The organism is Embleya sp. NPDC025285 (assembly GCF_055558835.1).
Genome location: NZ_JBVHLU010000085.1, coordinates 1 through 25142, shown reverse-complemented (window position 1 = coordinate 25142; position 25142 = coordinate 1). Strand labels below are relative to the sequence as shown.

The 25142-nt window shown below is 71.3% G+C and carries 24 protein-coding genes and 1 pseudogene; 12 read left to right on the top strand and 13 right to left on the bottom strand.

Translation table 11 applies throughout. The features are described 5' to 3' along the window. Window positions 1-434 precede the first annotated feature (434 nt). Complete coding sequence (locus tag ACZ4FV_RS39000) at window positions 435-2132, bottom strand: ABC transporter substrate-binding protein (RefSeq protein ID WP_395864917.1); 1698 nt, start codon at window positions 2130-2132, stop codon at window positions 435-437. Window positions 2133-2319: 187 nt separating this feature from the next. Between ACZ4FV_RS39000 and ACZ4FV_RS38995 the strand changes: the two genes are divergently transcribed. The 4 genes from ACZ4FV_RS38995 (at window position 2320) to ACZ4FV_RS38980 (ending at window position 5617) form a co-directional block, all read left to right on the top strand. Next, on the top strand, window positions 2320-3447 hold the full coding sequence (locus ACZ4FV_RS38995; RefSeq protein ID WP_465325351.1) for a M20 family metallopeptidase: 1128 nt from the start codon (window positions 2320-2322) through the stop codon (window positions 3445-3447). Between the two features lie 146 nt (window positions 3448-3593). Then, entirely contained in the window at window positions 3594-4061 is a 468-nt protein-coding gene (locus ACZ4FV_RS38990) for a MarR family winged helix-turn-helix transcriptional regulator (RefSeq protein WP_395864913.1), read from the top strand. 113 nt (window positions 4062-4174) lie between these two features. After that, window positions 4175-4927 (top strand): class I SAM-dependent methyltransferase, encoded by a 753-nt coding sequence (locus ACZ4FV_RS38985; RefSeq protein WP_465325349.1) that lies wholly within the window; start codon window positions 4175-4177, stop codon window positions 4925-4927. Window positions 4928-5056: 129 nt separating this feature from the next. Next, on the top strand, window positions 5057-5617 hold the full coding sequence (locus ACZ4FV_RS38980) for a DinB family protein (RefSeq protein WP_402241692.1): 561 nt from the start codon (window positions 5057-5059) through the stop codon (window positions 5615-5617). Window positions 5618-5750: 133 nt separating this feature from the next. On the opposite strand, the gene ACZ4FV_RS38975 is transcribed toward ACZ4FV_RS38980, so the two are convergent. Next, the gene (locus ACZ4FV_RS38975; protein WP_402241690.1) at window positions 5751-6608 is read right to left on the bottom strand and encodes a hypothetical protein; all 858 of its coding nucleotides are present in this window, start codon (window positions 6606-6608) and stop codon (window positions 5751-5753) included. A 745-nt stretch (window positions 6609-7353) separates the two neighbouring features. Between ACZ4FV_RS38975 and ACZ4FV_RS38970 the strand changes: the two genes are divergently transcribed. Continuing rightward, window positions 7354-7965, top strand: a complete 612-nt coding sequence (locus ACZ4FV_RS38970; protein WP_402241689.1) for an aminotransferase class V-fold PLP-dependent enzyme — start codon at window positions 7354-7356, stop codon at window positions 7963-7965. 122 nt (window positions 7966-8087) lie between these two features. Further along, a complete protein-coding gene (locus ACZ4FV_RS38965) occupies window positions 8088-8411 on the top strand; it encodes a SelB domain-containing protein (protein WP_465325344.1) in 324 nt (107 codons plus the stop codon). A gap of 82 nt (window positions 8412-8493) precedes the next feature. Here ACZ4FV_RS38965 and ACZ4FV_RS38960 read toward each other — a convergent pair whose 3' ends face one another. After that, the gene (locus ACZ4FV_RS38960) at window positions 8494-8955 is read right to left on the bottom strand and encodes a VOC family protein (protein WP_465325342.1); all 462 of its coding nucleotides are present in this window, start codon (window positions 8953-8955) and stop codon (window positions 8494-8496) included. Further along, window positions 8952-9173, bottom strand: coding sequence for a hypothetical protein (locus ACZ4FV_RS38955; RefSeq protein ID WP_465325340.1), 222 nt, complete (start codon window positions 9171-9173; stop codon window positions 8952-8954). Before ACZ4FV_RS38955 ends, ACZ4FV_RS38960 begins: the two co-directional genes overlap by 4 nt. A gap of 62 nt (window positions 9174-9235) precedes the next feature. On the opposite strand from ACZ4FV_RS38955, the gene ACZ4FV_RS38950 reads away from it, so the two are divergent. Further along, entirely contained in the window at window positions 9236-10369 is a 1134-nt protein-coding gene (locus ACZ4FV_RS38950; RefSeq protein WP_465325382.1) for a helix-turn-helix transcriptional regulator, read from the top strand. Here the strand turns inward: ACZ4FV_RS38950 and ACZ4FV_RS38945 are convergent. Together ACZ4FV_RS38945 and ACZ4FV_RS38940 are read right to left on the bottom strand one after the other, a co-directional pair. Next, on the bottom strand, window positions 10347-10709 hold the full coding sequence (locus ACZ4FV_RS38945) for a hypothetical protein (protein ID WP_465325339.1): 363 nt from the start codon (window positions 10707-10709) through the stop codon (window positions 10347-10349). The two genes, ACZ4FV_RS38950 and ACZ4FV_RS38945, sit on opposite strands and share 23 nt — an antisense overlap. Window positions 10710-10826: 117 nt before the next feature. Further along, window positions 10827-11510: a TetR/AcrR family transcriptional regulator gene (locus ACZ4FV_RS38940; RefSeq protein ID WP_402241678.1), complete on the bottom strand. Its 684-nt coding sequence runs from the start codon at window positions 11508-11510 to the stop codon at window positions 10827-10829. A 93-nt stretch (window positions 11511-11603) separates the two neighbouring features. Here ACZ4FV_RS38940 and ACZ4FV_RS38935 point away from each other — a divergent pair, with 93 nt between their 5' ends. After that, on the top strand, window positions 11604-12320 hold the full coding sequence (locus tag ACZ4FV_RS38935) for an NAD(P)-dependent oxidoreductase (protein ID WP_402241675.1): 717 nt from the start codon (window positions 11604-11606) through the stop codon (window positions 12318-12320). Window positions 12321-12347: 27 nt separating this feature from the next. On the opposite strand, the gene ACZ4FV_RS38930 is transcribed toward ACZ4FV_RS38935, so the two are convergent. Further along, window positions 12348-13520 carry a cysteine desulfurase family protein gene (locus ACZ4FV_RS38930; protein ID WP_465325337.1) on the bottom strand — a complete coding sequence of 391 codons (1173 nt, stop codon included), beginning with the start codon at window positions 13518-13520 and terminating at the stop codon, window positions 12348-12350. A gap of 16 nt (window positions 13521-13536) precedes the next feature. Next, on the bottom strand, window positions 13537-13986 hold the full coding sequence (locus ACZ4FV_RS38925) for an Lrp/AsnC family transcriptional regulator (protein WP_395864892.1): 450 nt from the start codon (window positions 13984-13986) through the stop codon (window positions 13537-13539). A gap of 252 nt (window positions 13987-14238) precedes the next feature. On the opposite strand from ACZ4FV_RS38925, the gene ACZ4FV_RS38920 reads away from it, so the two are divergent. Then, complete coding sequence (locus ACZ4FV_RS38920) at window positions 14239-15165, top strand: SMP-30/gluconolactonase/LRE family protein (RefSeq protein ID WP_402241670.1); 927 nt, start codon at window positions 14239-14241, stop codon at window positions 15163-15165. A 129-nt stretch (window positions 15166-15294) separates the two neighbouring features. Here the strand turns inward: ACZ4FV_RS38920 and ACZ4FV_RS38915 are convergent, their stop codons facing one another. From ACZ4FV_RS38915 to ACZ4FV_RS38900, 4 genes and pseudogenes are all read right to left on the bottom strand, one after another. Further along, window positions 15295-15942, bottom strand: a complete 648-nt coding sequence (locus ACZ4FV_RS38915; RefSeq protein WP_402241667.1) for a DsbA family oxidoreductase — start codon at window positions 15940-15942, stop codon at window positions 15295-15297. A gap of 37 nt (window positions 15943-15979) precedes the next feature. Further along, a complete protein-coding gene (locus ACZ4FV_RS38910) occupies window positions 15980-16333 on the bottom strand; it encodes an antibiotic biosynthesis monooxygenase family protein (protein ID WP_402241664.1) in 354 nt (117 codons plus the stop codon). 290 nt (window positions 16334-16623) lie between these two features. After that, on the bottom strand, window positions 16624-17361 hold the full coding sequence (locus ACZ4FV_RS38905) for a hypothetical protein (RefSeq protein ID WP_402241663.1): 738 nt from the start codon (window positions 17359-17361) through the stop codon (window positions 16624-16626). A gap of 198 nt (window positions 17362-17559) precedes the next feature. Continuing rightward, a pseudogene (locus tag ACZ4FV_RS38900) lies at window positions 17560-17715 on the bottom strand (FMN-binding protein); the annotation flags it as partial. Window positions 17716-17790: 75 nt separating this feature from the next. On the opposite strand from ACZ4FV_RS38900, the gene ACZ4FV_RS38895 reads away from it, so the two are divergent. Both ACZ4FV_RS38895 and ACZ4FV_RS38890 read left to right on the top strand, forming a co-directional pair. After that, window positions 17791-18516 carry a TetR/AcrR family transcriptional regulator gene (locus ACZ4FV_RS38895; protein ID WP_465325379.1) on the top strand — a complete coding sequence of 242 codons (726 nt, stop codon included), beginning with the start codon at window positions 17791-17793 and terminating at the stop codon, window positions 18514-18516. Continuing rightward, window positions 18513-19952 carry an MFS transporter gene (locus ACZ4FV_RS38890; protein ID WP_465325333.1) on the top strand — a complete coding sequence of 480 codons (1440 nt, stop codon included), beginning with the start codon at window positions 18513-18515 and terminating at the stop codon, window positions 19950-19952. Before ACZ4FV_RS38895 ends, ACZ4FV_RS38890 begins: the two co-directional genes overlap by 4 nt. Before the next feature lie 273 nt (window positions 19953-20225). Here the strand turns inward: ACZ4FV_RS38890 and ACZ4FV_RS38885 are convergent, their stop codons facing one another. Further along, on the bottom strand, window positions 20226-20432 hold the full coding sequence (locus ACZ4FV_RS38885; protein WP_020554951.1) for a cold-shock protein: 207 nt from the start codon (window positions 20430-20432) through the stop codon (window positions 20226-20228). A 790-nt stretch (window positions 20433-21222) separates the two neighbouring features. On the opposite strand from ACZ4FV_RS38885, the gene ACZ4FV_RS38880 reads away from it, so the two are divergent. Then, window positions 21223-25142, top strand: a 3920-nt coding sequence (locus ACZ4FV_RS38880; RefSeq protein WP_465325331.1) for an ATP-binding protein, incomplete at its 3' end; no start/stop codon positions are given.

The window sequence follows — 25142 nt, the reverse complement described above, 5'->3', positions numbered from 1 at the left end:
GATCTCCGTCGCCCCCTGGCGGGGAGCGCCCGGGCGCGGATTGGCGTCGCCCGGCGACAGCGGGTCAACGCCCGTCGGCATGCAACGGTTACGGGTGGGTCGCCTCGTCGGCCGAGGCGCCGCCCGCCGTGCCGGCCCGTCGTCGGTTTCGTGGACGCGGTCGGCGTACGGCCGCACGTTCGAGCCGGACGCCGAGCAGGGAGGGGCCAGGTGAGGCCGGGGGTCGCGTGCGGGCCGACGGCAGATCGCCCGGCGCCGCATCCACGGTCGATGGCCGGCGACGGCCGCGAGGCGTCGGCTCCCGTCAGGGAGGAGCCGACGCCTCGGAAGCCGTGCACTTCCGGGGCGAGTTCGCCTCGGAAGCCGTGTACTTCCCGGGCGAGTGCGCCTCGGAAGCCGTCTACCTCCGGGGCGAGTGCGCCCGGAGGCAGGAGTCATCGCTTGCCGGCCCTGCGCAGCGTGGTCGGCAGGATGCCGCCGCCGTCCACCTCGAAGGCGTAACGACGGGTAAACCAGGGGGAGTTGGAGTCCATGAAGGTCACCACGTCGACGCGTTTGATCAACTCGGCCTCGGCCGCGGTCCATTCCGGGCAGCCGGCGGTGTCCGGCTTGGTCATCGCCTCGGCCGTGAGGCGCTGGTACTCGGGGTTGTCGGTGGCGCCGAGGTTGAGGCCCTCGGCCGGCTTGGGACCGGAGAAGAACACCAGGTTCTGATCGGGGGTGGGCACCGAGATCGGCGCCCAGGCGATGTCCCACTGGCCGGCCATCAAGGTGGAGACGTTGGTCGACTGGGAGGTCTGGCTGGTGTCGACCTTCACGCCGAAGGCCTTCCACTGCCGGACCGCCAACTCGACGGCGGCGATCACCTGGGTGCCCTGGTAGCCGGGGTAGGGCATCGAGAGGGACAACTGTCGGCCGTCCTTGCTCCAGCGCCCACCGGACTTCTTCCATCCCGCGGCGCGCAGTGCCTCCGCGGCGCGGGCCACGTCGTGCGGCGGGAGGTTGGCGGTGACCGAGTCGGTGGGGCAGGGCGGTGCCATCGTGGTGCCGAGTCGGGTCGCCGGCGCACCCTTGCCGCCGGTGGCCACGGCACCGATCTGCTTGAGGTCGAGCGCGGCGATCATGGCCCAGCGCACCCGGGCGTCGGCGGTGACGCGATTCGGGGCCTCGTTGAACAGCAGCATGCCGAACGGGTCCCGCTGGATCTCGAACCCGAGGCCGGCCGCCGCGAGCCGGGCACGATCGGCACCGATGACCCGCGCCACGTCGAGTTGTCCACCCAGGAGCAGATTGGTCCTGGTGGACTCGTTGCCGACGAACTTGAAGACCACCCGGTCCGGTGTGGCGGCGTTGTCGGCACCGTCCGGGCCCCACGTATATCCGGGGCGTTTGGTGAAGGTGAAGTGGTCGCCCGCCACCACTTCGGTCAGCCGATAGGGCCCGGTGCCGTCGGACGCCTGGTCCAGCTTCTCCTGCGACCGCATGCCGGAGGGGCACACCAGTTGCACGGTCCCGGCACTGCGCAGCAGGAACGGGGCGGACTCCGGGGCTTTCAGCGTCAGGGTGCCCGCGGCGTCGTCCGCGGTGGCGGTGGCGCCGACGGGCACCAACAGGCCCGCCATCGGCGACTTGTTCGCCGGGTCGCCGATGTAGTTGTACTGCGCCGCGATCGCGGACGGGGTCAGCGATGTGCCGTCGTCGCACATCACGCCGCGCCGGAGGGTGAAGTTCGCCGTGGTCGTGTCGGCGGTCCACGTCTCGGCGATGCCGGAGGCGATGCGCCCGTCGGGTCGGATGTTGACCAGCGAGTCGTACGCGAAGCGGTTCATCATCACCGCGCTGGAGGCCAGCGTGGTCAGCGGGTTCATGCCACCGGGGTCGCCGGGCACCCCGATGGTGATCGTGTTGCCGCCGGTGGAGGTGCCGCCGCTGTCGGTTCCCCCGCACCCGGCGGCAAGCAGCCCCAGTGCGACGGCCGCCCCGGCCCCTCGGGACACGCGTCGCATCCGCACACTTCCCGTGCGGCGGCCGGCGGCGGCGTGACCGGTGCCGTTCGCCGCGTCCGACTCCTCGGCCACCGCTCGTCGACGGTGGCCGGGCGGCGGGCCCGGCAGTTCGGATCGTCTCGTCACGGGATTCCTCCTGGGGATGTGGCGCTCGCCGCACACGTCGATCACGCTAGGCAGCGTCCGTACGTCTCGAATCGTCGTCGTGCACGAAGATCGATCCGCGATGCTGTGCGACTCGCCGACGCCGATGCCGCCGCCCGACGGTGATGTCGAGGTGGATCGAGCCGGTCGACTGGAGAGGTATTCGGGTATGGCTTCCCCCAAGCGCTGTCTCGAGGACATGTCGGCCGAGCTCGACGCGATGGTGGTTCTGTTACGCGATCTGGTGACCTGTGAATCCCCGTCCGAGGACCGTGCGGCCCTGAACCGGTGCGCGGAGTTGCTGGCCGCGGTGGGCACGCGGTTCCTCGGTCGTGAACCCGAGCGTGTGCTGCTGGACGGCATCACGAATCTGGTGTGGCGGCCGCGGGGACGCGGGCCGCTCCTGCTCGGGCACTACGACACCGTGTGGCCGATGGGAACCCTCGCGGAACTGCCGTTCTCGGTGCGGGAGGGGGTGGCGCGCGGTCCCGGTGTCTTCGACATGAAGGCCGGGATCGTGCAGATGTTGTACGCGGCTCGGGCGTCCACGGCGCGGGATCGGGTGGGGATGCTTCTGACGGGCGACGAGGAGACCGGATCGCTGTTCTCACGTGCCCTGGTCGAGGAGGTGGCCGCCGAATCGGGCGCGGTGTTGGTGGGGGAGCCGAGCGCGGACGGGGGCGCGGTCAAAGTCGCACGCAAGGGGGTCGCCCGATTTCGGGTGGAGGTCGGGGGCCGGGCGGCCCACGCGGGCCTGGAACCGGAGCTCGGCGTGAACGCGACGGTGGAACTCGCCCACCAGGTACTCGCGCTGGTTCCGGTGGCGCGCGCGGAGCTGGGCACGACGGTCACACCCACCGTCGCGGCGTCCGGGTCCACGGTCAACACCGTGCCCGAGGCGGCGACGTTGGCGGTCGACGTCCGCGCCTGGAGCCGGGCCGAACTCGACCGTGTCGCAAGGTACATGGAGAGTCTGCGCGCGGTTCTGCCCCGGGCCGAGATCTCGGTCAGCGGCGGTGTCAATCGTTATCCGCTCGAAGAAGCCATGTCCCTCGACCTGCTCGCGCGCGTGCGCGCGGCGGCCCGCGAGATGGGCGTCCCGGAGCCGGAGACGGTGCGTTCGGGCGGCGGGTCGGACGGGAACCTCACCGCCGCGATCGGCATTCCCACCCTGGACGGCATGGGCGCCGTCGGAGGGCACCCGCACGCCCGCGACGAGTTCGTCGACATCACGAGCATGCCGATGCGAACAGCGCTGCTGGCGACGACGATCGACGGACTCTGCGCTGTGGAGTAGAGGCAGGGCACGGAGCGGCGGCGCGTCGGAAGGCTGGGTGTCGGGTGCCGGGTGCCGGGTGCCGGGTGCCGGGGTTCCCGGGTGCGCGCCGTTCGCTCGGCCCGGAGGACTTGCTTGCTTGTACAAGCAGTATGTAGGTTGTCGCCATGTCGGACTTCATGCCGACCGGCGGGCCCGGGGCGGCGCCCGCCGGTGACGACGAGGACGACCGCTGGTGCATGGCGGTGCGTCTGTTGGGTCGGATCGAACAGCGGTTGGACCAGGCCCTGCGGCAGTCCCACGGCCTGCAGCTCTCGGAGTATCGGGCGCTGTGCGCACTGAGCAGGGAGGACAGCGGAGGAAGCCTGCGAATGGGGGAGTTGGCGGAGCGCATCGGCCTGAAGGTCAGCTCGGTCACCCGACTCGTGGGGCGACTGGAGGCCCAGGGCATGGCCGAACGAACCTCCGTGGGTGGCGAGGACGGCCGGGGCGTGCGCGCGACGATCAGTACGGCCGGACACCTTCGCTACCAGCAGGCGACGGCCACCTACCGCGCGGCGCTCGGTGCCGAATTGGACGCCGCTCGCGAGAACGTCCACTTGGCCGAACTGGCGGGCTGGGTTCGCCATACGTGAGTTGGGCCGAGGTCGGCGCCGGGGTCGAGGCCGGAGCCGACCGATCGACGCGTGCCGCGTGCCGCCCCGTTCGACCGTTCACCCGGTCGACTCGGAACGAAGGATCGAGAGCCTTGACCGACGCAACCGTTCACTACGACCGACTCCTGGCCGAGCAGTACACCTGGATGCTCGGCGACGACATCGAAGCACTCGCCGCCGGACAAGCCGCGCTGCTCCGCGACCTGGGCGTGCTGCCCGGGCCTGCTCCGGGCGTGGCCGTAGACCTGGGATGCGGCCCGGGCCAACAGACGCTCGCCTTGGCCCGCGCCGGCTTCGCGTCGGTCGTCGCAGTCGACAGCAGCAAACTCCTGCTGGCCGAACTCGCCCGGCACACAGCGGACATCGCCGGGATCGACCCGGTCCACGCCGACATCCGCGGCGTGCTTCCGCAGGTCGCCAGACCCGGGACCGTGGACCTCGTCGTGTGCATGGGCGACACGCTTCCCCACCTGCCGAGCAGGGCCGACGTGACGGCGTTGCTCGCCGACACCGCGCGTGCCCTGGCCCCGGGAGGCCGGTTCGTGGTCACCTATCGCGACCAGTCCCGACCCCTGCACGGGACGGACCGGTTCATCCCCGTACGCGGCGACCGGGATCGCGTGTTCACGTGCTTCCTGGAGTACGTCGACGAGGACACCGTCATGGTCCACGACCTCCTGCACACCCGGAGCGGGGACACCTGGAGCCTGCGGGCCGGCAGCTATCCCAAGCTGCGCATCGCCTCGGACTGGCTGAACGAGCAGTGCCGGCGGGCAGGGCTGGAAATACGCGACGACACGACGGGCCCGCGAGGCATGCGCATCCTGCACGCCGTCAAGACCTGACCTCGGCCTCGGCCCTGGCCTCGGTCCTGCGACTTCGCCGACAAGGCGCGGTGCCGAGCCCCCGCGTTCCTTGGTCTCCGAGTCCCCGACAACTCCTATGCCCGACCGGGCAGATCGTGATGGCCGACCATGACGGACACGACCGATCCGAGCAGACGAGGCGACCTATTCGTGGGCGTCGCCGCCAACCGGCGTTTCGACGGCCCCACCACGGGGGGCGAGTTCGGCATCCTGACCGACATCCTGGCCGCCCAGCGCGCGACCCTGGAACTGAAGTGCTCCGGTCTGGGCCCGGAATTGGCCCGGCGATCCGTGGAACCCTCCACCCTCTCCCTGCTCGGCATCGTGCGCCACCTCGCCGACGTGGAGCGGCGCTGGTTCCGCCGGGTGCTGGCCGGCCAGGACGCACCGGCCCGGTTCTCCTCGCGAGCGGATCCCGACGGCGACTTCGACGGCGCGGCGCCCGACTCCGCGATCGTCGAGGAGGCATGGCAGGCCTGGCGTACGGAGGTCGCCTTCGCCGAACGCTTCACCACCGAGGCGCCCGACCTCGACGTCGAGGGCGATGACGAGTGGCGCGGAACGGTGTCCCTGCGTTGGGTACTCGTGCACATGGTCGAGGAGTACGCGCGCCACAACGGCCACGCCGACCTGCTCCGCGAACGCATCGACGGAGCAATCGGCCTGTAACCCGGGCCGGGACCGGCCCGTCGTACCCGCGCGTCCCTCGACGCCGTAGCCGGACGCACGGCCTCGCGAAATGACGTTGCCTGGGGGCGACGTCGCGGCGTGCCCGGAGGTGGATCCCGGGACGCCGCTTCGGTCAGGAGCGCACGGCCGCCTGGAGTTTGCCCACCTGGGTGCGGGCCAGGGTCTGGTTGGGCTGGACCGCCTTGGTGCTCTCCAGGTCGACGGTCGATACGAGCACGAGGTGCGATCCGACCCGCACCAGCAACAGGCCGCTCGCTCCCGCCTCGGGATCCTGCGCCGTCACCGCGAGGGACTCGTCGCCCAGGGCGGGCCCGTTCGCCCGGGTGTAGGCCATCGTGGTGCGCGTGCCCTGCTCGTCCCTGGTCGTGATCGTCGAGCACGCGGCGAGAGCGGCGCGGCCCTTGGCCAGCAGATTTTCCGCCTGGCCCGGGCTGAAGGCGTACAACTCGACGATGTCGACGCGGCTCGGCATCGGGTCGGCCGGGGTCGAGTCCGCGGACGTCGCGGCCTTGATGGCGGCCAGGGGCGCGGGCGTGCCGTTGCCGGGCAGCATGAGGTCGACGAACGGCTGGCATTCGGGCCGCTCGGCGGTCTCCTTCCCGCCGAGGACACGGGGGTTGGGAACGTCCTTGGTGTAGTCCGCTCCGGTGTTCATCTCCGGCTGCGTCACCACCACGGAGGAGAGTTGATCCTGCGTCAGCACCCGGCCCGCCGATCCGGTCGACCCGCCGCCGCTCGACGGATTCGGCTTGGCCGAGGGCGACGTGGCGTTCGCTGTGCCGGAGCCGTTCGAGTCGGCGGGGCCGGGCGCCTGGGACGGACCTGGCCCATCGGCCGCGGCGCCCGTCGTGACGACCCCCTTGGCACCCTTGTCGTCCGTTCCGGAGTCGGAGTCGCACGCGGACGCGAACAACAACGGCACCGACGCGGCGACGGCAAGGGTCGCGAGACGAAATCGTGCGCTGCGCATGTGCCGAGTTCCCCCATGGGTCGATCGAGAGCACGAGTCTTCCGCCGCTCGCGGACCGACGAAAGATCGCATCCCGATCCCGAGGGACCCTTGCCCGAAGGCGAGGGACCCCGAGGGATTCGACGGTACGCCGTCCGCCGAGTCCGGGGCATCGGTAAATGGCCGGCGCGGGTCCGGACGCGGCAGGAGGTTGCGCAGTGTCGGGGCCGACGCGAACCTGGCTGTGCTCGCGCCGTTTGCTCATGGAGGGACCTGCGACGACCGTTGACGCATCCGAGCCGTCCGAGCCGTCCGAGCCGTCCGAGGGTATCCAAGGCGTCCAGGGCGTCCAGGGCGTCCAAGGCGTCGGTGTCGTCCGGACCCCGACCCGAGGTCCGTATCGGGGCCGGCGTGCTGCACGGCAGCCGGGAGGCGGGTGTGGCGGTCTTCCGCGGCATCCCGTTCGCCGAGACCTCCCGCCGGATCCGGAACGACCACACGTTTTCGGTAGTGCCGTTGCTCGGGACATAGCCCAGGGGCGGTGGTGCCATGACGTGGTCTGCTCGCTTCGGACAGCGACCCGGAGCGTTGCTTCGGACAGCGACCCCAGAGCGGTGGTTCCCGGACGTTGGCCCCGGGCCCCGATCCTCGCTCCCGGGTTCGGTGGTAGCCCGGCTCCGGGGTCGCGAGTCCCGATCAGCGCAGCGCGATCGTGACTCCCGGGCGCGCGGGCACGAGTTCGCCGATCACGGGGTGGCCGGGGATTTTGTCGCTGGCCACGCTCGGCTGTCCGGTGGTGGTCGACATCGGCTCCGGATTGCTCTCGCCCGAACCGCTGTTGCCCGACGAACCCGACGCGGCGTCCATGGTGCGCGCGGGAGCGACGCTGGTGACCGCGAGCGGTGACAAACTCCTCGGCGGCCCGCAGGCAGGGCTGCTGTTCGGGCACGCCGACGTGATCGCCGCGCTGCGCGCGCACCCGCTCGCCCGCGCCCTGCGCGTGGACAAACTCACCTTGGCGGCCCTGGAGGCGACCCTGCGCGGGCCACGCCCACCGGTGACCGCAGCCTTGCACACCCGGGCCCGGGAACTCGCCATGCGGTCATGGGACTTGGCCGGCGCGCTGGAGGCGGCCGGGGTGCCCGCGCACGTGGTCCAGGCCCAGGGCCGGGTCGGCGGCGGGGGAGCGCCGGGCGTGGCACTGGCATCCTTCGCCGTCGCGCTGCCGCACGAACTCGCCGGGCCCCTGCGCATCGGCGAACCCGCGGTCGTGGGACGGGTCGAGAAGGGCCGCCTGCTGCTCGATCTGCGCTGTGTTCCGGCGGACCGGGATCCGGATGTGATCGCGGCGGTCGTACGCGCGCACAAGGAGGCGTGAGGTGCGGGTGCGAGTCCGGGGCCGGGCGATCCCGCTCGTGCGCGGGTCCACGGGGCCGTCGCGGGTCGTTCGCGGCCCGCGACGCCCGGGCGCGGTCCCGCGCCCGCGCGGGGGGCTGTGAGATGCGGGTGGTTGCCACGGCGGGGCATGTCGATCACGGGAAGTCCACGCTGGTGCGCTGGCGGCCTCGGTGCGCGCCGGCGCGCTGTTCCGGGCCGCCGACGCGGTACTCCTGCTGCCCGACGCGCCGCGGGAGGCGATGCGTCGGCCGGCCGTACTGGAGCAGCCGTTCACCGTCGCGCGGGCACGGGCCGCGCTGCCACACCACCCGCCGGGTGGCGATGCCCGTCCTGGAACACCTGGAGCGCGCGGGCCGGATCCGCCGCCTGCCGGACGATCGCCGGACCGTGGTGCGGGTCGACGGGCCCGAAGCCGCGCCCGGGTAACCACGGGAGCGCCTCGTGCCACCGCCGGCCGGCCCGACCGCAAGGGCGGCCGAGCCGGCCCCCCGACCGCGGTCGGGGCGGGTCAGTCCAGGCAGAACTCGTTGCCCTCGGGGTCGGTCATCACGATGTGGCCGCTGCCCAGCGGCGGAGCGGGCTCGTGGCGCTGCACCCGGGCGGCCCCCAACGCGACGAGCCGGGCGCACTCGGCCTCCAACGCCGCCATGCGCTCCTCACCCTGTAGTCCGGGAGACACCCGCACGTCGAGGTGCACTCGATTCTTGGCGACCTTGCCCTCGGGTACCTGCTGGAAGAACACTCGCGGACCTTTTCCGTCCGGGTCCTCGAGCGCCGACCGGGTGTTGCGCTGGTCCTCGGGCACGCCGATCCGCGCGAGGAACTCGTCCCACGCGGCCAGCGGGTCGGCCCCCTCGGGCAGGTCGACTCCGGGCGGGCCGGGGATGACATAGCCCAGCGCCTCGCCCCAGAAGGACGACAGCGCCGCCGGGTCGTGGGCGTCGAAGGTCACCTGGATGTGGCGGCTCATCGGGTTGCTCCGTTCGTGGCGGATCGGATGTGCGAATGGAGGTCGCGCGGCAGGCGGACCTCGGACGGGCGGTGGATCGGCTCGCGGTGCATGTGCGGGACCGGATCGGCCATATTCGCCTCGGCGAGGCCGTCGAACCGGGTGCGGAGCCGGCGGTTCCAGTGGGCCTCCCACTGCTCGCGCGGCGTCCGGTTCCAGTCGATCTCGTCTGCGTCCATGGACCCACCCTGACACCATAGGCGGACAGGATCTGTCCGCCATGGCCGGCAGGGTGTTCGATATGGACGTGGCGCGTGGTGACGAGTGGGGTACGACGGAGCGGGTGCTCACGCTGCTCGGGCTGCTTCAGCAGCGCCGGGCCTGGTCCGGTCCCGAGCTCGCCGACCGCCTGGGGGTCACCGCGCGTACGGTGCGGCGCGATGTCGAGCGGCTGCGGTCGCTCGGCTATCCCGTACATGCCGGCCAGGGGGTCGGCGGCGGTTACCAACTCGGCACGGGCAAGGACTTGCCACCGCTGCTGCTGCTCGACGACGAGGAGGCGATCGCCACCGTGGTCTCGCTGATCGCGGGTGCGGGCGGCGCGGGTCGTGCCGGTGGTGCGGTCGTCGGGTCCGGTGAGGCCGCGCTGCGGGCGCTGACCAAGCTCGACCGGGTGTTGCCCACCCGGCTTCGGCACGAGGTGCGTGCGCTTTCCGGTTCGGTGGAGTCGTTCGGCGCAGGCCGCGCGTCGGTCGACCCCGAGGTGCTCATGACGCTGGCCAGGGCCTGCCGTGACGAGGTCGAGGCCGGCTTCGACTATCCGACCGGGAGTTCGGGGGGATCCGGGGGTGCCGGGGACACGGGGAGTTCTCGAAACTCCGGGAGTGGGCTGCGCCGGCGGCGGGTCGAGCCCTACCGCCTGGTTGCCTCCGACCGGCGCTGGTACCTCCTCGGCTACGACCTCGATCGCGACGACTGGCGCAGCTTCCGGGTCGATCGCATGACCGCCGTGTCCGCCCGCACCTGGCGGTTTCGGCCGCGCGCGGCGCCGGACGCGGCGGCGTACGTGCAGGAGGGTGTCGCGAGTCGGGTCTACCCGCACCGGGCCCGCTTTCTCGTGCACGCTTCGGCCGACACGGTGCGCGCGCAGATCTCGGCGTCGGCGGCTGTGGTGCGACCACGCGGAAGCCGGCGCTGCGAGGTGCTCAGCGGCGCCGGCAACCTCGACGTCGTGTTGATGCACGTACTCCTGCTCGGGCACGACTTCGAGATACTCGACCCGCCGGAGCTGGCGAGTCGTTGTCGCGTGCTCGCGGAGCGACTACTGGCGGCCTGCGCGACGCTCGCACCCGAGCCGGACTCGGATCCGGAGAACGACCCGAACCCGGACACCGACCCGAACCCGGGCTCGGCTACGTCTTCGCCCGCACCGTGATGCTCGCGGTGCCCGTGGCGCTGTGCGCGGTCACCAACCAACACCGCGGCCTGGGCACTTCGACGCCCATCGGCAGGGCGCCGGGCAGTCCCTGAGCGGTCGGGGCGAGTTCGGCCTGACCGACGCCCCGGGTTTCCGAGACACCCCGGACGGTCACCGTGGGAGCGGATGATTCCCCTACCCACAACGGGTACTTGCCCGCAGAGCCTTCCTCGCGCTCGGACAACAGGTCGCCCCAGTGGCCGGTGTTCGGGGCGTAGAACCAGATTCCGCCGCCGCCCACGACGCGGGGCGAACCCGCGTCGTGGAGGGCTTGGGGCAACCCGGCATCGGTGGGCACGACGGCATCGTCGCACCCCGCCGATTGCCTTCCCCGGTCCCCGTTCCGAGCCGGCGCGCCGAGCACCAGAAAGCGCGGTGCTGAGCCGGTTTTTCACGGCGCTGCGGGGGACAGGCGCTATTCGCCCATGACTTCGTCGGGGCGCAGGGCGTCGAGGATGAGGGTGAGGCCGAAGGTGAACTCCTCGGCGTAGTCGTATCCGGGTTCGAGGGCCTGTTCGGTGACGAGTTCGGTGAGGTGGGGGTAGGTGTCGGCGGGCATCTCCCGCAGGATGGCGCCCGCGACCTCGTCGAACTCCGCGGAGTCGCCGAACGGCAGGCTCGATTCCTGGATCACGAAGCCGTACACGTAGCTGTCGATCAGCGACACCGCGTGCGCGGTCATCCGGACGGAGAACCCTCCGGCGCGCAATGCCCCGATGACGGCGTCGTGGTGGCGCAGCGTCGCGGGGCCGGGTCGGGTGCGAGAGTCCAGCAGGGGGACGGCCCACGGATGGCGCCGGAGTACGGAACGGGCGGAGGACGCTCGCAGGCGCATGGCGCTCTTCCAGTCCGTGTCGCGCGGTGGCAGGTCGATCTCTCCGAACACCGCGTCCACCATGCCGTCGAGCACGTCGTCCCGGCCCGCGACGTGGTGGTAGAGCGACATCGCCTCGACGCCCAGCGGTTCCGCGATGGCGCGCATGGTGAGCGCTGCCGAACCCTTCGCGTCCGCGACCGCCACCGCCGTGCGGATCACGCGCTCGCGACTGAGCGGCGTGCGCGCCGAGGCCCCGCGCCGGCGCTTGCCTTCCTCGCTCATCCGCTCCTCCTTTTGCTTCTGTTGACTACCTTACAACATAAGGCTAGCTTACCTTACAACATAAGGTCGTCATTTCGACGAAGGGGCCGCGCCATGGGCACGGATCGAATGAAGAAGGTCTGCATCGTCGGAGCCTCGGGGAAGCTCGGGCAGTACATGGTCCGGCAGGCGTTGGACCGCGGCTACGAGGTGGTCGGCGTGTGCCGCGAGCGCAGCGTGCCGAAGCTGGCCGCGTTCGACGGCCGGATCACCGTCGTCCCCGGGCCCACGAACGACCCGGAGGTGATCCGGCGGGCGGTCGCCGGCTGCGATGGGGTCCTGACGGTACTGGTGCCGTGGGGCGTGCAGCAGTACGCGTCGGGTACGGCACAGGCGGTGCTCGATCACGCGCGGCCGGGCGCTCGCCTGGTGTTCTCCTGCGGCTGGCACATCACCCGCGACGGCAAGGACCGGTATTCGCGGATGTTCACGATGGGCGTCCGGATCGCCGGCGTGTTGGGCAAGCTCGTCCGTGCCGTCGAGATCGACGACCAAGTGGAGGCGTGCCGCCGGGTGTTCGAAAGCGACACCCGGTGGACCGTGGTGCGCGGCAGCACCCTGAAGGAGGGCGACAGTCAGGGACTGCCCGTATGGAGCCGGCACGTGGGCGACCCGGTATTGGCCAGCGACCTGACCCGCCGGGTGGACTTCGCACTGTTCATGGTGGAGGCGCTCACCGACGACACGCTCGTCCGGGAGGCCCCGGCGATCGTCGGCTGCCGCACTCCCAGCGCCCTCGCGCACAGCGGGCGCGCCCAGGGGCAGGCATAGCACCGACAACGGTCGGCCGGATCGACATCACGGTGTGCCCGCCGCGTTGATCAGGGCGGTCGCGGCGGTGCTGACGTCCTCCGGTGTGGTCCATCGTCCGAGGGACAGCCGTAGCGCGCCCAGTGCGCGTTCCGGGGCGATGCCCATCGCGGTCAGGACCGGGGAGGGGGTGTGCCTGCCGCTGTGGCAGGCCGAGCCGGTGGACGCGGCCAAGCCCGGCGCGGCGGCCAGGAGTTCGTGGCCCAGGGTGCCGTCGATGCTGATGTTGAGCGTGTTCGGCAGGCGCTCCTTCGCGGGGCCGTTGAGGTGTACGCGACCGGGCAGCGCGGTGGCCAGGCTGCGGTGCAGGTCGTCGCGCAGCGCCGCGATTCGGGTCGCCGCGCCGTCCGCGAGTTCGGTCGCCGCGATGTCCGCGGCCGTGCCCAGGGCGACGGCCAGGGCGACGTTCTCGGTGCCCGCGCGCAGGCCGTACTCCTGGCCGCCCCCGTAGACCACCGGTTCCAGGGCGAGCCCCGCGCGCACGTACAGGGCGGCCGTGCCCTTGGGCGCGTACATCTTGTGCCCGACCACGGTCAGCAGATCCACGTCGAGGTCGCGCACGTCGAGGGGGATCCGGCCGGCCGCCCGGGCGGCATCGCAGTGGAACAGCGCGCCGTATTCGTGCGCCACCGCGGCGAGTTCGGAGACGGGCTGGAGGGCTCCGGTCTCGTTGTTGGCGGCCATCACCGACACCAGGACGGTGTCGGCGTCCAGCGCCGCGGCCAGTCGGCCGGGATCGACCAGTCCGGCTGCGTCGACCGGCAGATACGTCACGCGTACGCCGTGCAGACGCGCGAGCGCGCGGCATGTCTCCAGGACCGCCGGGTGCTCGGTGACCTGCGTGATCACGTGCGGCCGCGCGGCCTCGGAGGCCAGGACCGCGCCGCGGACGGCGAGTTGATCGGCCTCGGAGCCGGAACCGGTGAACACGATGCGCTCGCCATCCGCTCCGAGCAGGGCCGCGACCCTGGCGCGTGCCGCCGCCAGGGCCGCACGGGGTTCGTCGGCGTAGGGGTGATCGCTGGAGGGATTGCCGAACCAGTGGGTCAGGAACGGCCCCATCGCGAGCACGACACGCGGGTCGACCGGGGTGGTCGCGTTGTAGTCCAGGTGGATGGGTCCGTCGGCGAGGGCCGGGCCGCCTCGCGCCGTTCCGTTCATGGCATCTCCCTTCTGCTCAGGAGCTCGTGTCGCCCGTGGGGATGGAGCGTTCGAAGAAGGTTTCGAGGACCATCGTGGCTTGTGTGCTGCTGACGCCGGTGATGGCGTGGATGCGGCGCAGGACGTCCTGCATCGCCGCGGTGGAGCCGGTACGGATCTTGAGGAGGATCGAGGCCGTCCCGGCGATCACGTGTGCCTCCTGGATCTCCGGGATGGCCGCGAAGGACGGTGCGGAGTCGCCCATCCATGCGACCGAGTCGACGGTCACGAAGGCCAGGACGTCCAGGTCCACCGCGACCGGGTCGACGTCGACGGTGGTGCGGCGGATGACGCCCGCCGCCCGCAGCTTGCGTACCCGCTCGTGTGCGGCGCCGGCGGACAGGCCGACCTCCTTGCCGAGTTCGGCGTACGTGCGCGTCGCGTCCTCCTGAAGCAGCGCCAGCAGACCCCGATCGATGTCGTCCATTGCGGTTCCTCCGTTGTCGCGCCGATCGAGGGGGCTCGATGGTAGCGAGCCGTGTCGGGGCCGCCGTGACCGCGTGTGGCCGGCCGCGATCGTTGCCGACCGGGACGCCGCCGAGCCCGGGTGCCCGGGTTCGCCCGTACGAACCCGCAGGTGCGGAACGGGTTCGGCGAGGTCTTGACGCAACTGAAGCATATTCTGTAATCATGATGATCGATAGGATGATGTTCAGTGGCGGCGAGGAGTTGCGAGACGATGTCCGACGCACAAACCCCGATCTACGACATGATCGACGAACGTTTCCGCACCGGGCGATGCATGAACGGTGACGACCGGCTGGAGACGCTCTATTCGGGTGGCCGCTGGTCGGAGGGCCCGCTGTACTTCCCCGCGGGGCGCTTCCTGATCTGGAGCGACATCCCCAACGACCGCATGCTGCGCTGGGACGAGACCAGCGGCGTCGTCAGCGTCTTCCGTTCGCCGGCCGGACACCCCAACGGCAACACCCTCGACCGCGAGGGCCGACTGGTCACCTGCGAACAGGGCAACCGTCGCGTCACCCGTACCGAACACGACGGCTCGATCACCGTGCTGGCCGACCGCTTCGGGGGCAAGCGGCTGAACAGCCCCAATGACTCCGTCGTGCACTCGGACGGCTCGATCTACTTCTCCGACCCCGACTTCGGCATCACCAGCGACTACGAGGGCCATCGTGCGGAGAGCGAGATCGGGGCGACCAACGTCTACCGGATCGACCCGCTGACCGCCGAAGTACGCCTGGTCGCCGACGGGTTCGCCGGCCCCAACGGGCTGGTGCTGTCCGAGGACGAGCGGCGGCTGTACGTCTCCGACACCCGGGCCAACCACGTGCGCGTCTTCGACGTTCGTGCGGACGGGACGCTCTCGGACGGCGAGGTCTTCGTCGAATGCCGCCCCGGTGACGGCCGGTTCGACAACATTCGCTTCGACGACGAGGGCCGTCTGTGGGTCGCCGCGATGGCCGACGGCGTGCACTGCTACGCCCCCGACGGCACCCTCATCGGCCGTATCCGCACCCCCGAGCCCGTCGCCAACATCACCTTCGGCGGCCCCAAGCGCAATCGGATGTTCCTGGCCGCCAACACCTCGCTGTACTCCCTGGTCGCGGCCGTCACCGGCACCCCACGGTTGCCGAAGCGCTGATCGGGCGGCGCGTACGTGCGGCGTGGGGGCGTCTGGCGCCGAACCGACGTGGCGGGGCGAGGGGTGTCGGCACAGGGTTGCCGCACGCCTCGCCCCGCCGCACTGTCGGCCCCCGGGCGGCCCGGCCCGTCAGTCGGCGGCCTCGACGCGTGCTGCCGGCACGGCCTCCTCCAGCAGGGCACGGAGTCGAGCCGGAGGTTGGATGCCCGAGGTCGGGGATCGCCCGTCGATGACCACCGACGGGACGCCGGTGATGCCCAGAGCCGTGGCACGGGCCTCGTCCGCTCGTACCTCCCGGGTGTAGGCGTCACCGTGCAGCAGGCGGCGGACATCGGACCCGGGCAGTCCGGCCGTGGTGCCCAGGTACGCCAGGACCTCCGGGTCGGCGATGTTGCGACCCTCGGTGTGGTAGGCGTGGAACAGGCTTTCCACGACCGGGTCGGCCAGGTTGTGCTCGGCGGCCAGGTACACCAGGCGGTGCGCGTCGAACGTGCTCACCGGCCGGGCGAGATGCAGGTTCAACTCCAACCCTTCGAGCCTGCCTTCGGCGCGGATGTGCTCGATCCGCTCGGCCGCTCGATCGCCCCACCACGTCACCATCGCCTCGGCCGCCGTCGGGCCGGGCACGCGGCCGGCATCGGGGGCGAGTTCGCGGCTTCGCCAGATGATCCCGACGAGCGGGCCGCCCTCCGGCAGGCCCCGCACGGCCGCTTCGACGCGTCTCTTGCCGATGAAGCACCACGGGCACAGGACGTCTCCGTAGATCTCGACCTTCATGGCCGGCCCTCTCTCCTGGACGGTGGCCGATTTCGGGCTATTCCCCGGTCCGAGGGCCCACTTCGCGCACGACGGTGTAGGTGGGGGCCCCGGTCATGCGCGGTTCGGCCCGGCCGCCGAGTGCTTCCACCGCCTTCCCGATGGCGGCCATCCTGCCGTCGGTGTCGGAGTTCTCGACGAAGTGGCGGTAGTCGGCCTCGCTCGCCCAATGCACGATGTTGTACACCCGCGTCCCGTCGGTGCTCACGTGGAAGCGGGCCGAGCGGTAGCCGGGGTAGAAATTGACCCACTGTTCCTGGATCTCGGCGAAGGCATCGACGAGTTCGCTCTGCGTGGCGGGGCCGTCGACGGTGTAGTCGATGATCGAGTAGAAACCCTGGTCGGTGCTCATGTCAGTGCTCCTGATACCGGCTGTTCGAGTGGAGTGGGGTGGCGACCCCCGATCGGTATTCTGGAACTTCAAGTTGGGTTGAGGTCAAGCGTGATCGTCGAGCCCGGTCATCGGGTGACCGGCTTCACGCACGACGCCGACGTCGCGCACGCGGTACCGACCAGGCCGTCGCCGCGACCACGACCAGGCCCGCCACGGCGATTCCCGTCCGGCGGATCGTGGGAGAGGCGCCCGTGCCGCGGCCGGGCGAGGTCGTGCGGACGATCGGCAGCGAACGTGTCGGCGGGCCGCTATGGCATCCCCGGTGCGGACACGCCGGTCCACCACCAGGATTCCAGCTCGTCGCCGTCGAGTACCCCGGCCGGTGGGCGGTCCCCCGGCGGCACGTCGACGGCGAGCGCGTGTGTGCGGCGTACGATGGCGCGCAGTTCGCGGACAGCGGGCATCTCGGCCAACTCCTCGACGTCGAACGGGCAGCCGACGGGGCCGTCCAGGAGCATATGGCAGCCCAGCGAGTACCACATGGCGATCAATTCCCGGTCGCCGTGCTTCTCGGCGGCGACCGCGACCTCGCGGACCACGTCGATCAACGGGACGGGCCGCGGCGCCGCCGCGTCCGGGCCGTCCAGCAGGCCGGACTCCACCATGCGCCGCCACAACTGCGAGCCCGCGTCGCAGTACAACAACGGCGGATCGACGTAGCCGTCCTCGAGCCAGGAGGCGTAGCCGTCGAAGTCGTCGTGCTCCTCCGCGTCGTCGGGGTAGGTGCGCAACCCGGTGAACTCGCGCAGCGCGTCGAAATAGTCCTGCCGTTGCGGGTAGTCCGGGTGCCGATCGAGGGGAAAGGCGTAGCTGAACCGGCGGCGCAGCAGGATGTCCATCACCCGGAAATGGGTGAACGAGCAGTCGAACCCCTCCTGGAAGCCGTACAGCACGGCGAACCAATCGCGCAGGCGCGGCTCGTCCGGTCCGTGGTGGGCGTCCAGGACCCTGATCGAGTCCGTCACCAGATCCTCGATCTCATGCATCGACACCGCGAACTCCCGCTTCTCGATTCGTCGTCCCGCCGGGTGCGTGGTGGAGGGACCAATTGTCTCGGCCGGGATTCCACCACGCCGAGCCGACACCCTCGCGCGCGGACGCGAAGGTCGCTCACCCCGCGAGCGGGAGGCCCGGTGTGCGGAACACCCGGTGCTCGGCGTCGATCGCGAACACGTCGCAGCCGTCAGCGACTTCACGTAGGCCCGGCTGGTCGTGGTCGCCCCCGAGACCGAGTCCACGTCGGCGCTCTGCGACCAGGGTCTCCTGGACGAGTTGCGACCGGCCGCGTCGGCCTCGGGGCCGATGGCCCTGCGGAAGGCATGAGACCCCGGGACCCGCACCTCGGGGACCCGCACCTCCGGACCCGCACTCGTAGACACTGTCTACGAGTGTGGTAGACACTGTCTATGGCAGACATGGCACGCGAGGAATCGCTTCGGGAACGGCTGATCGACGTCGGCGTGGAGGTCGTGACGACCGATGGGATCTCCGCACTGGGTCTGCGTGAGATCGCCCGCCGGGCAGGGGTGTCGCACGGGGCCCCGCGCAGATACTTCGCCACACATCACGCGCTGCTCTCGGCGATCGCCCGGCGCGGCTTCGCGGACCTGAGGACCCGGTTCGAGGCCGCGATCGCCGCCGGAGCGTCGCCGCGCGACCGGTTGGCGGCGCTCGCGCGGGCGTATGTCGGGTACGCGCTGGAGCAACGCGGCATGTTCGAGCTGATGTTCCGACACGACCTGTTGGACAGCGAACGACACGGATCGGAGCAACCGCGGCTCCGGGAGTCCACCCTCCCGCTGTTCGAGATCATCGTCGGGCTCATCACGCGGTGCCGGACGGAGCAGGAGCAGGACGCGCGGCGCGGCGGCGCACCGAGCAACGCCGGGCCGGTTCCGTCGCCGGCGGTGACAGCCGCGGCGCTCTGGTCGAACCTGCACGGCATCGCCCAGTTGTGGGCCTGGGACAGCCTGCAACTCGCGCTCGATACCACGTCGGCGGGCGGCGGATCCGGACGAGGACCCGAAGGAGGACCAGAGGGCGGATCCGCGGTCGGCCCCGAAGTCGGCCCCGACTGCGGACCTCTCGATCTGCTCGTCAGGGCGGCCCTGGACGCTCACCTCGGCCCGGCGACCGCATGACCGAGACCACGAGGCGACACCTCGCGCTCGCCGTCAGCGTGGCCGGCGCGATGATCGTCGCGCTGGACGGCACGGTCCTGCTCGTGGCGCAGCCCAGCCTCCAGCGCGGCCTCGGCGCGAGTGTGGCGCAGGTCCAGTGGACCAGTACCGCCTACCTGCTCGCGGTGGCCGGACTGCTCGTCATCGCCGGACGCCTGGGCGACCGGTACGGACACCCCCGACTGATGTTCATCGGCGTACTCGGCTTCGGCGCCGCCTCGGCCGGCATCGCGCTCGCGCCGAACGTCGGCTGGGTGATCGTCCTGCGGGCGGTCCAGGGGGTGTTCGGCGCACTTCTGCAACCCGCCACCCTCGCCCTGCTGAGGTTGACATACACGCCGGATCGCCTGGGTACGCCGGTCGCCATCCGTACCGGCGCGATCGGGATCGCCGCGGCGGCCGGGCCCCTGCTCGGCGGCGTGCTCGTCGAACAACTGGGCTGGCGCGCGGTGTTCTGGATCAACGTGCCCGTCGCACTCGTGATCGCCGCGCTCACCCTCGCCCTGCGAGTGCCGACGCCCGCGCGTACCGGGTCGCAGCGGCTCGACCTCGTCGGTGCGGCCCTGCTCGCGAGCGCGCCGGCGATCCTGGTGCACACGCTGGCCGAGGTTCCGACGCGCGGATGGACCGCCGCGCCGACGTGGCTCGGGTTCGCGGTGGCCGCGGGCGTCGCGGTGGTGTTCGTCGTGCACGAGCGTCGCGCCGCGCATCCCATCGTGCCCTTGGCGGTGGCCCGCTCCATACCGGTGACGGCATCGATGGTGCTGCTGCTGGTCGTCAGCGGCGGCATGTTCGGGGCCCTGTTCGTGAGCACGTTCTTCTTTCAGGGCGTGCTCGGGCTCGACGCGCTCGACACCGCTCTGCGGGTGCTTCCGCTGACCGCGCTCATGGTCCTGGGCGCACCCGTCGCCACCGCCGCGCTGCGCCGATACGGAGCGCGGCACACCGCGATCGCCGGCGTCGGCCTGGTCGTCCTCGGCATCGCGGCGTTGTCCCGGATCGATCCCGGCAGCACATGGATCCTCACGGAGGCGGCCTTCGCCGTGCTCGGCGCGGGGTTCGCCGCCGTGATGGTCACCGGCACCGGGACCGTCGTCGGCGACGCGCCGCCCGGGTACGCCGGGGTCGTCGGCGGACTCAAGCAGACGGCGATGAACGTCGGTCCGACCCTGGGCATCGCGGTCGCCGCCGGCGTCATGCTGCCGAAGTCGTCCGGCGTCGGGCCCGCGAGCGCGATGCCCGCCCCGACGATGGGTCCGGCTCTGCTGACCCTGGCCGGACTCGCCGCCCTGGGTCTGCTGCCGGCGTTGCTCCTGCCCCGCACCCGGCCCGGTCCGAGGAACGACACGTCGGTCTCGGCCGACGAGCGTGTCCACACCGCCGACCGACCGGCGTGAAGTCCCGGGCCGAGTCCGGCGATTGCTCGTCGAGTCGAGCGGGCGGCGGTCTCCGTTTCCCTGCGGAAACGTCTCCGATGAACGGAGATCTCGGTAGGTATGCCACCGGTGGGGGCACCCCGACCCTCGCGTGACCGCGCGCCCGTACACGTGGCATGTGCTGCCCCGTCGTCGTGGCCGCCGCGGTCGGGCACGCGGGCGGCTCGGGCGGGAAAGCGAAAGCGGGACCCGCGGCCTTCACGGCGCGGGTCCCGCAAGGGATATCGAAGGGCGTCAGGCGGGAACGATGTTCTCCGCCTGCGGGCCCTTCTGGCCCTGGGTGACGTCGAAGGAGACCTTCTGGCCTTCCTGGAGCTCGCGGAAACCCTGGGCGGCGATGTTCGAGTAGTGGGCGAAGACGTCGGGGCCGCCGCCGTCCTGCTCGATGAAGCCGAAGCCCTTTTCCGCATTGAACCACTTCACGGTGCCGGTGGTCGCCATGTCATTCTCCGTCTTTCGGGGGCAGTGCCGGAATGCGATGTGCGATTCCGTGTTCGCCGCAAGGAGCCCACCCGGAGATGACCGGCCAAACAAAAAGTGCACCCACGGATCACGCCCGTCAGGTGCACATAAAGTTCATGAGGACCACAACTGCAACTGGAATCAAGATAGCACGGAAAGCGACGAGACCACGGCGGAACGTCGCTCGACCCGCCCGCGCCGGCGCGCGACCCGGCGGGGGAGGGCTGCCGAGCCCACGTGCCCGACATCGCGCCACGGCCGCGGCGCGACATCGCGCCACGGCTGCGGCCGACCGGACCGACGAGTCGACGACGGGCCACATGACCCCCAACGCGGCCTCTCGTACGGGGGTTGCGCGGCTCGGCCGAAGGCGAGGGCCGAGGGTGGGGCCGAAGACCGGGACGAGCGACGCTGCTCCGAACGGATGACGGCCAATCAGGCAATCATCAAGCCGGATCCGAGGGCACCCGTCGTGTGGGTGATCGGGGCGCGCGGTGCCGAGGACCCGCTACGAGGTGCGGTTCGGGTGCGGCGGAGCCTTCCACGAGGACCCTCACGCCCGCCCCGGTCGGGCCGCGGCGCGTGACGGTCGGTGGTCGTTCGGCACACCCCGTCACCTGTAGCGTGCGCCGTCTGCGATATGGCCACGGCCGCGGGACGGAGGTCGTCACCGCCGGGCCCCCCTGTCGCGGCGCGCTCATCGTCGGTTCACAGGAGGGTCGTTCGGGTGTTCAGTCGTGTCGCCATCGTCAACCGTGGTGAGGCCGCGATGCGGCTTGTCCACGCCGTCCGGGAACTGGCCGCGGAAACCGGGACTCGGATCGAGACCGTCGCCCTGCACACCGACGTCGACCACGCGGCCACCTTCGTGCGCGAGGCCGACCTCTCCTACGATCTCGGCCCCGCCTCGGCCCGCCCGTACCTCGACCATGCCGTCCTGGAGCGGGCGCTGGTGGAGACCGGGGCGGACGCCGCCTGGGTCGGCTGGGGCTTCGTGGCCGAGGACCCGGCGTTCGCCGAGTTGTGCGAGCGGATCGGCGTCGCCTTCGTCGGCCCGAGCGCGGAGGCGATGCGCCGGCTCGGTGACAAGATCGGCGCGAAGCTGATCGCCGAGGAGGTCGGCGTCCCGGTCGCGCCGTGGAGTCGCGGCGCGGTCGAGACCCTGGACGCCGCCCTGGCAGCGGCGGCCGAGATCGGCTACCCGCTGATGCTCAAGGCCACCGCGGGCGGTGGTGGGCGCGGCATCCGGGTGGTCACGAGCGAGGCGGAGCTGACCGACGCCTACGAGCGCACCAGCCACGAGGCCGCGCGCGCGTTCGGCAGTGGCATCGTCTTCCTCGAGCGCCTGGTCACCGGGGCCCGGCACGTCGAGGTCCAGGTGATCGCCGACGGGCAGGGCACCGCGTGGGCGCTCGGCGTCCGCGACTGCTCGATCCAACGGCGCAACCAGAAGGTCATCGAGGAGTCCGCCTCGCCGGTCCTCGGCCCGGAACAGACGGCCGAACTCAAGGCATCGGCCGAACGACTGGCCATCGCGGTCGACTACCGCGGCGCGGCCACCGTCGAGTTCCTGTATCACCCCGGCGACAAACGCTTCTCCTTCCTCGAGGTCAACACCCGCCTTCAGGTCGAGCACCCGATCACCGAGATCACCACCGGGTTCGACCTGGTCAAGGCGCAACTGCGGGTGGCATCCGGGGCCAGGCTCGACGGCGGGCCGCCCGCCGAGCGCGGGCACGCCATCGAGGCCAGGTTGAACGCCGAGGACCCCGACCGCGACTTCGCGCCCTCCCCGGGCCGCATCGCGCGACTGGACCTGCCCGCCGGACCGGGCATCCGGGTGGACACCGGCGTCGGCGAGGGCGACACCATCCCGGCCGACTTCGACTCGATGATCGCCAAGATCATCGCCCACGGCCGCGACCGAGACGAGGCCCTGGGCCGACTGCGCCGGGCGATGGCGCAGACCACGGTGATCATCGAGGGCGGCGCGACCAACAAGAGCTTCGTACTCGATCTGCTCGACCAGCCCGAGGTGATCGACGCGAGCGCCGACACCGGCTGGATCGACCGCGTGCGTGCCGAAGGCAGGCTCGTCACGCGCCGGCACTCCGCCGTCGCGCTGGCCGCCGCCGCGATCGAGGCGTACGAGGAGGACGAACGCGTCGAGCGCCGACGGCTGTTGTCGACCGCGTTCGGCGGACGCCCGCAGGTGCGGCACGAGAGCGGCCGGCCGCTCGACCTCAAGCTGCGCGGCGTCGGCTACCGGGTACGCGTCGCTCGAGTCGCCGCCCACCGGTTCCGCGTCGCCATCCAAGCGGGCGACGACATCCGAACCGCCGACTTCGAGCTCGACCGCTTCGACCGGCACACCGGCCAGATCATCGTCAACGGCACCTCCTACCGCCTGCTCACCGACACCCACGGGCCGATCCACCAGGTCGAGGTCGACGGCGTCACCCACCGGGTCAGCCGCGACGAGGGCGGCGTGGTCCGCTCGCCCGCGCCCGCACTGGTGGTCGCCACGCCGCTGGCGGTCGGGGCCGAGGTCGAGTCGGGTGCACCGATCCTGGTGCTGGAGAGCATGAAGATGGAGACGGTGCTGCGGGCGCCGTTCAAGGCGCGGCTGAAGGAATGCGCCGTGTCCGTGGGCAGCCAGGTGGACACCGGAGCACCGCTGCTGCGACTGGAACCGCTCGCCGACGACAGCGCCCGAGCCGAGGACACCTCGTCCGCCGAATCCGTCGAACTGGACCTGCCCGCCGCGCCCGCGACGATCCCGACGCAGGAGCGGGTCACCCGCGGCTGCGAGGACCTGCGCGGCCTGCTTCTGGGCTTCGACGTCGATCCGCACGACGAACGCCGGGTCCTGGACGACTACCTCGCCGCGCGCCGGGCGGCCGGCGAGGAGGGCCACGGGCGACCGTTGGCCGCGGAACTCGAACTCGTCGACATGTTCGCCGACCTCGCCGAACTCAGCCGCAACCGCCCGGCCGGCGAGGACGGCCCCGGCGACGGCCACGTACACAGCGCCCGCGAACACTTCCATACCTATCTGCAAAGTCTCGACGCCGAACGAGCCGGACTGCCCGAGGCGTTCCGGGCCAAGCTCGCCAAGGCACTGGGACACTACGGCGTCACCGGGTTCGAGCCCTCGGCCGCGCTCGAGGCCGCGGTGTTCCGGATCTTCCTCGCCCAACAACGCGCGTCCGCCGACGCTTCGCTCGTGACCACGTTGCTGCGCGCGTGGTTGCGCGACCCGCCGCCGGACGAGACGCTGCGCGAGCCCGCCGGGTTGGTGCTGGAGCGGCTGGTGGCCGCCACGCAGGTGCGCTTCCCGGCGGTCGCCGATCTCGCGCGCGGCATGGTGTTCGCCTGGTTCGCCCAGCCGTTGCTGCGCCGCAACCGCGCTCGCGTGTACGCCGACGTCCGCAAGCACCTGCGTCACCTGGACGCGCACCCGGACACACCGGACCGCGCCGAGCGCATCGCCGCGATGGTGCGCAGCACCGAGCCGCTGGTGCGGCTGCTGGGCCGGCGGCTCGTGCGCGACGACCGGGACAACACGATCATGCTGGAAGTGCTGACTCGGCGGTACTACGGCAACAAGGCTCTGATCGGCGTGCGCACCACCGAGGTCGCGGGCTGCAAGTTCGTCGTCGCCGAGCGCGCGAGTTCACACCTGGTCTCCGCGGCGGTGCGGTTCGACGCGCTGGGCGGTGCGCTGCGCGGGTTGGCGAGACTGGCGGGCGAGGACGCCGTCGAAGCCGACATCTATCTCGCCTGGGAGAAGCAGCCGGCGGATTCCGAGGAGATGGCGGCGGCGCTGCACGAGGTCCTCGACATGCACGCGCTGCCGAACCGGGTCCGTCGACTCACCGTCACCGTCGCGGGCAGCCGGGGCGCGGTGATGCACCACCACTTCACGTTCCGCCCGTCCGGCACCGGGATGGTGGAGGAGCGACTGATTCGCGGTCTGCATCCCTACATCGCGCAGCGCATGCAGTTGGAACGGCTGAGCCGGTTCGACCTCACCCGCCTGCCGTCGTCGGACGAGGAGGTCTACCTCTACCAGTGCGTGGCGAAGGAGAACCCGTCGGACGACCGGCTCGTCGCCTGCGCCCAGGTCCGAGACCTGACCGAACTGCGCGGGCACGACGGCAGGTTGCTCGCGCTGCCGACGGCCGAGGACGTCTTCGCCACCTGCCTCGACTCGATCCGCCGCGCGCGGTCGCGGCGGTCGACCACGAAACACGCCAACACCAACCGGATCGTGATCTACGTCTGGCCGCCGAGCGAGATCACCCGCGCGGAACTGGAGACGATCGCCGGACGCGTACTGCCGACCACGGCGGGCGCCGGCCTGGAGGAGATCCTGTTCATCCTGCGGCAGCGCGACCGCAGGACCGGTGAACTGAACAAGATTGTCGTACGGATCACCTTCGACGCCTCCGGCGGCACCGAACTCACGGTCGGCGAGCGCACGGTGGAGCCGGTGGAGCCGGTCGACGACTACCGCCAGAAGGTGCTGCGCGCGAGTGGCCGCAACACCGTGTATCCGTATGAACTGGTCCGCCTGCTCGCCGGGACCGACGGCGGCTTCGTCGAGCACGACCTCGACGAACACGGCGCGTTGGTGCCGGTGGACCGGCTCAGGGGCGGCAACACCGCGGCGATCGTCGCGGGTGT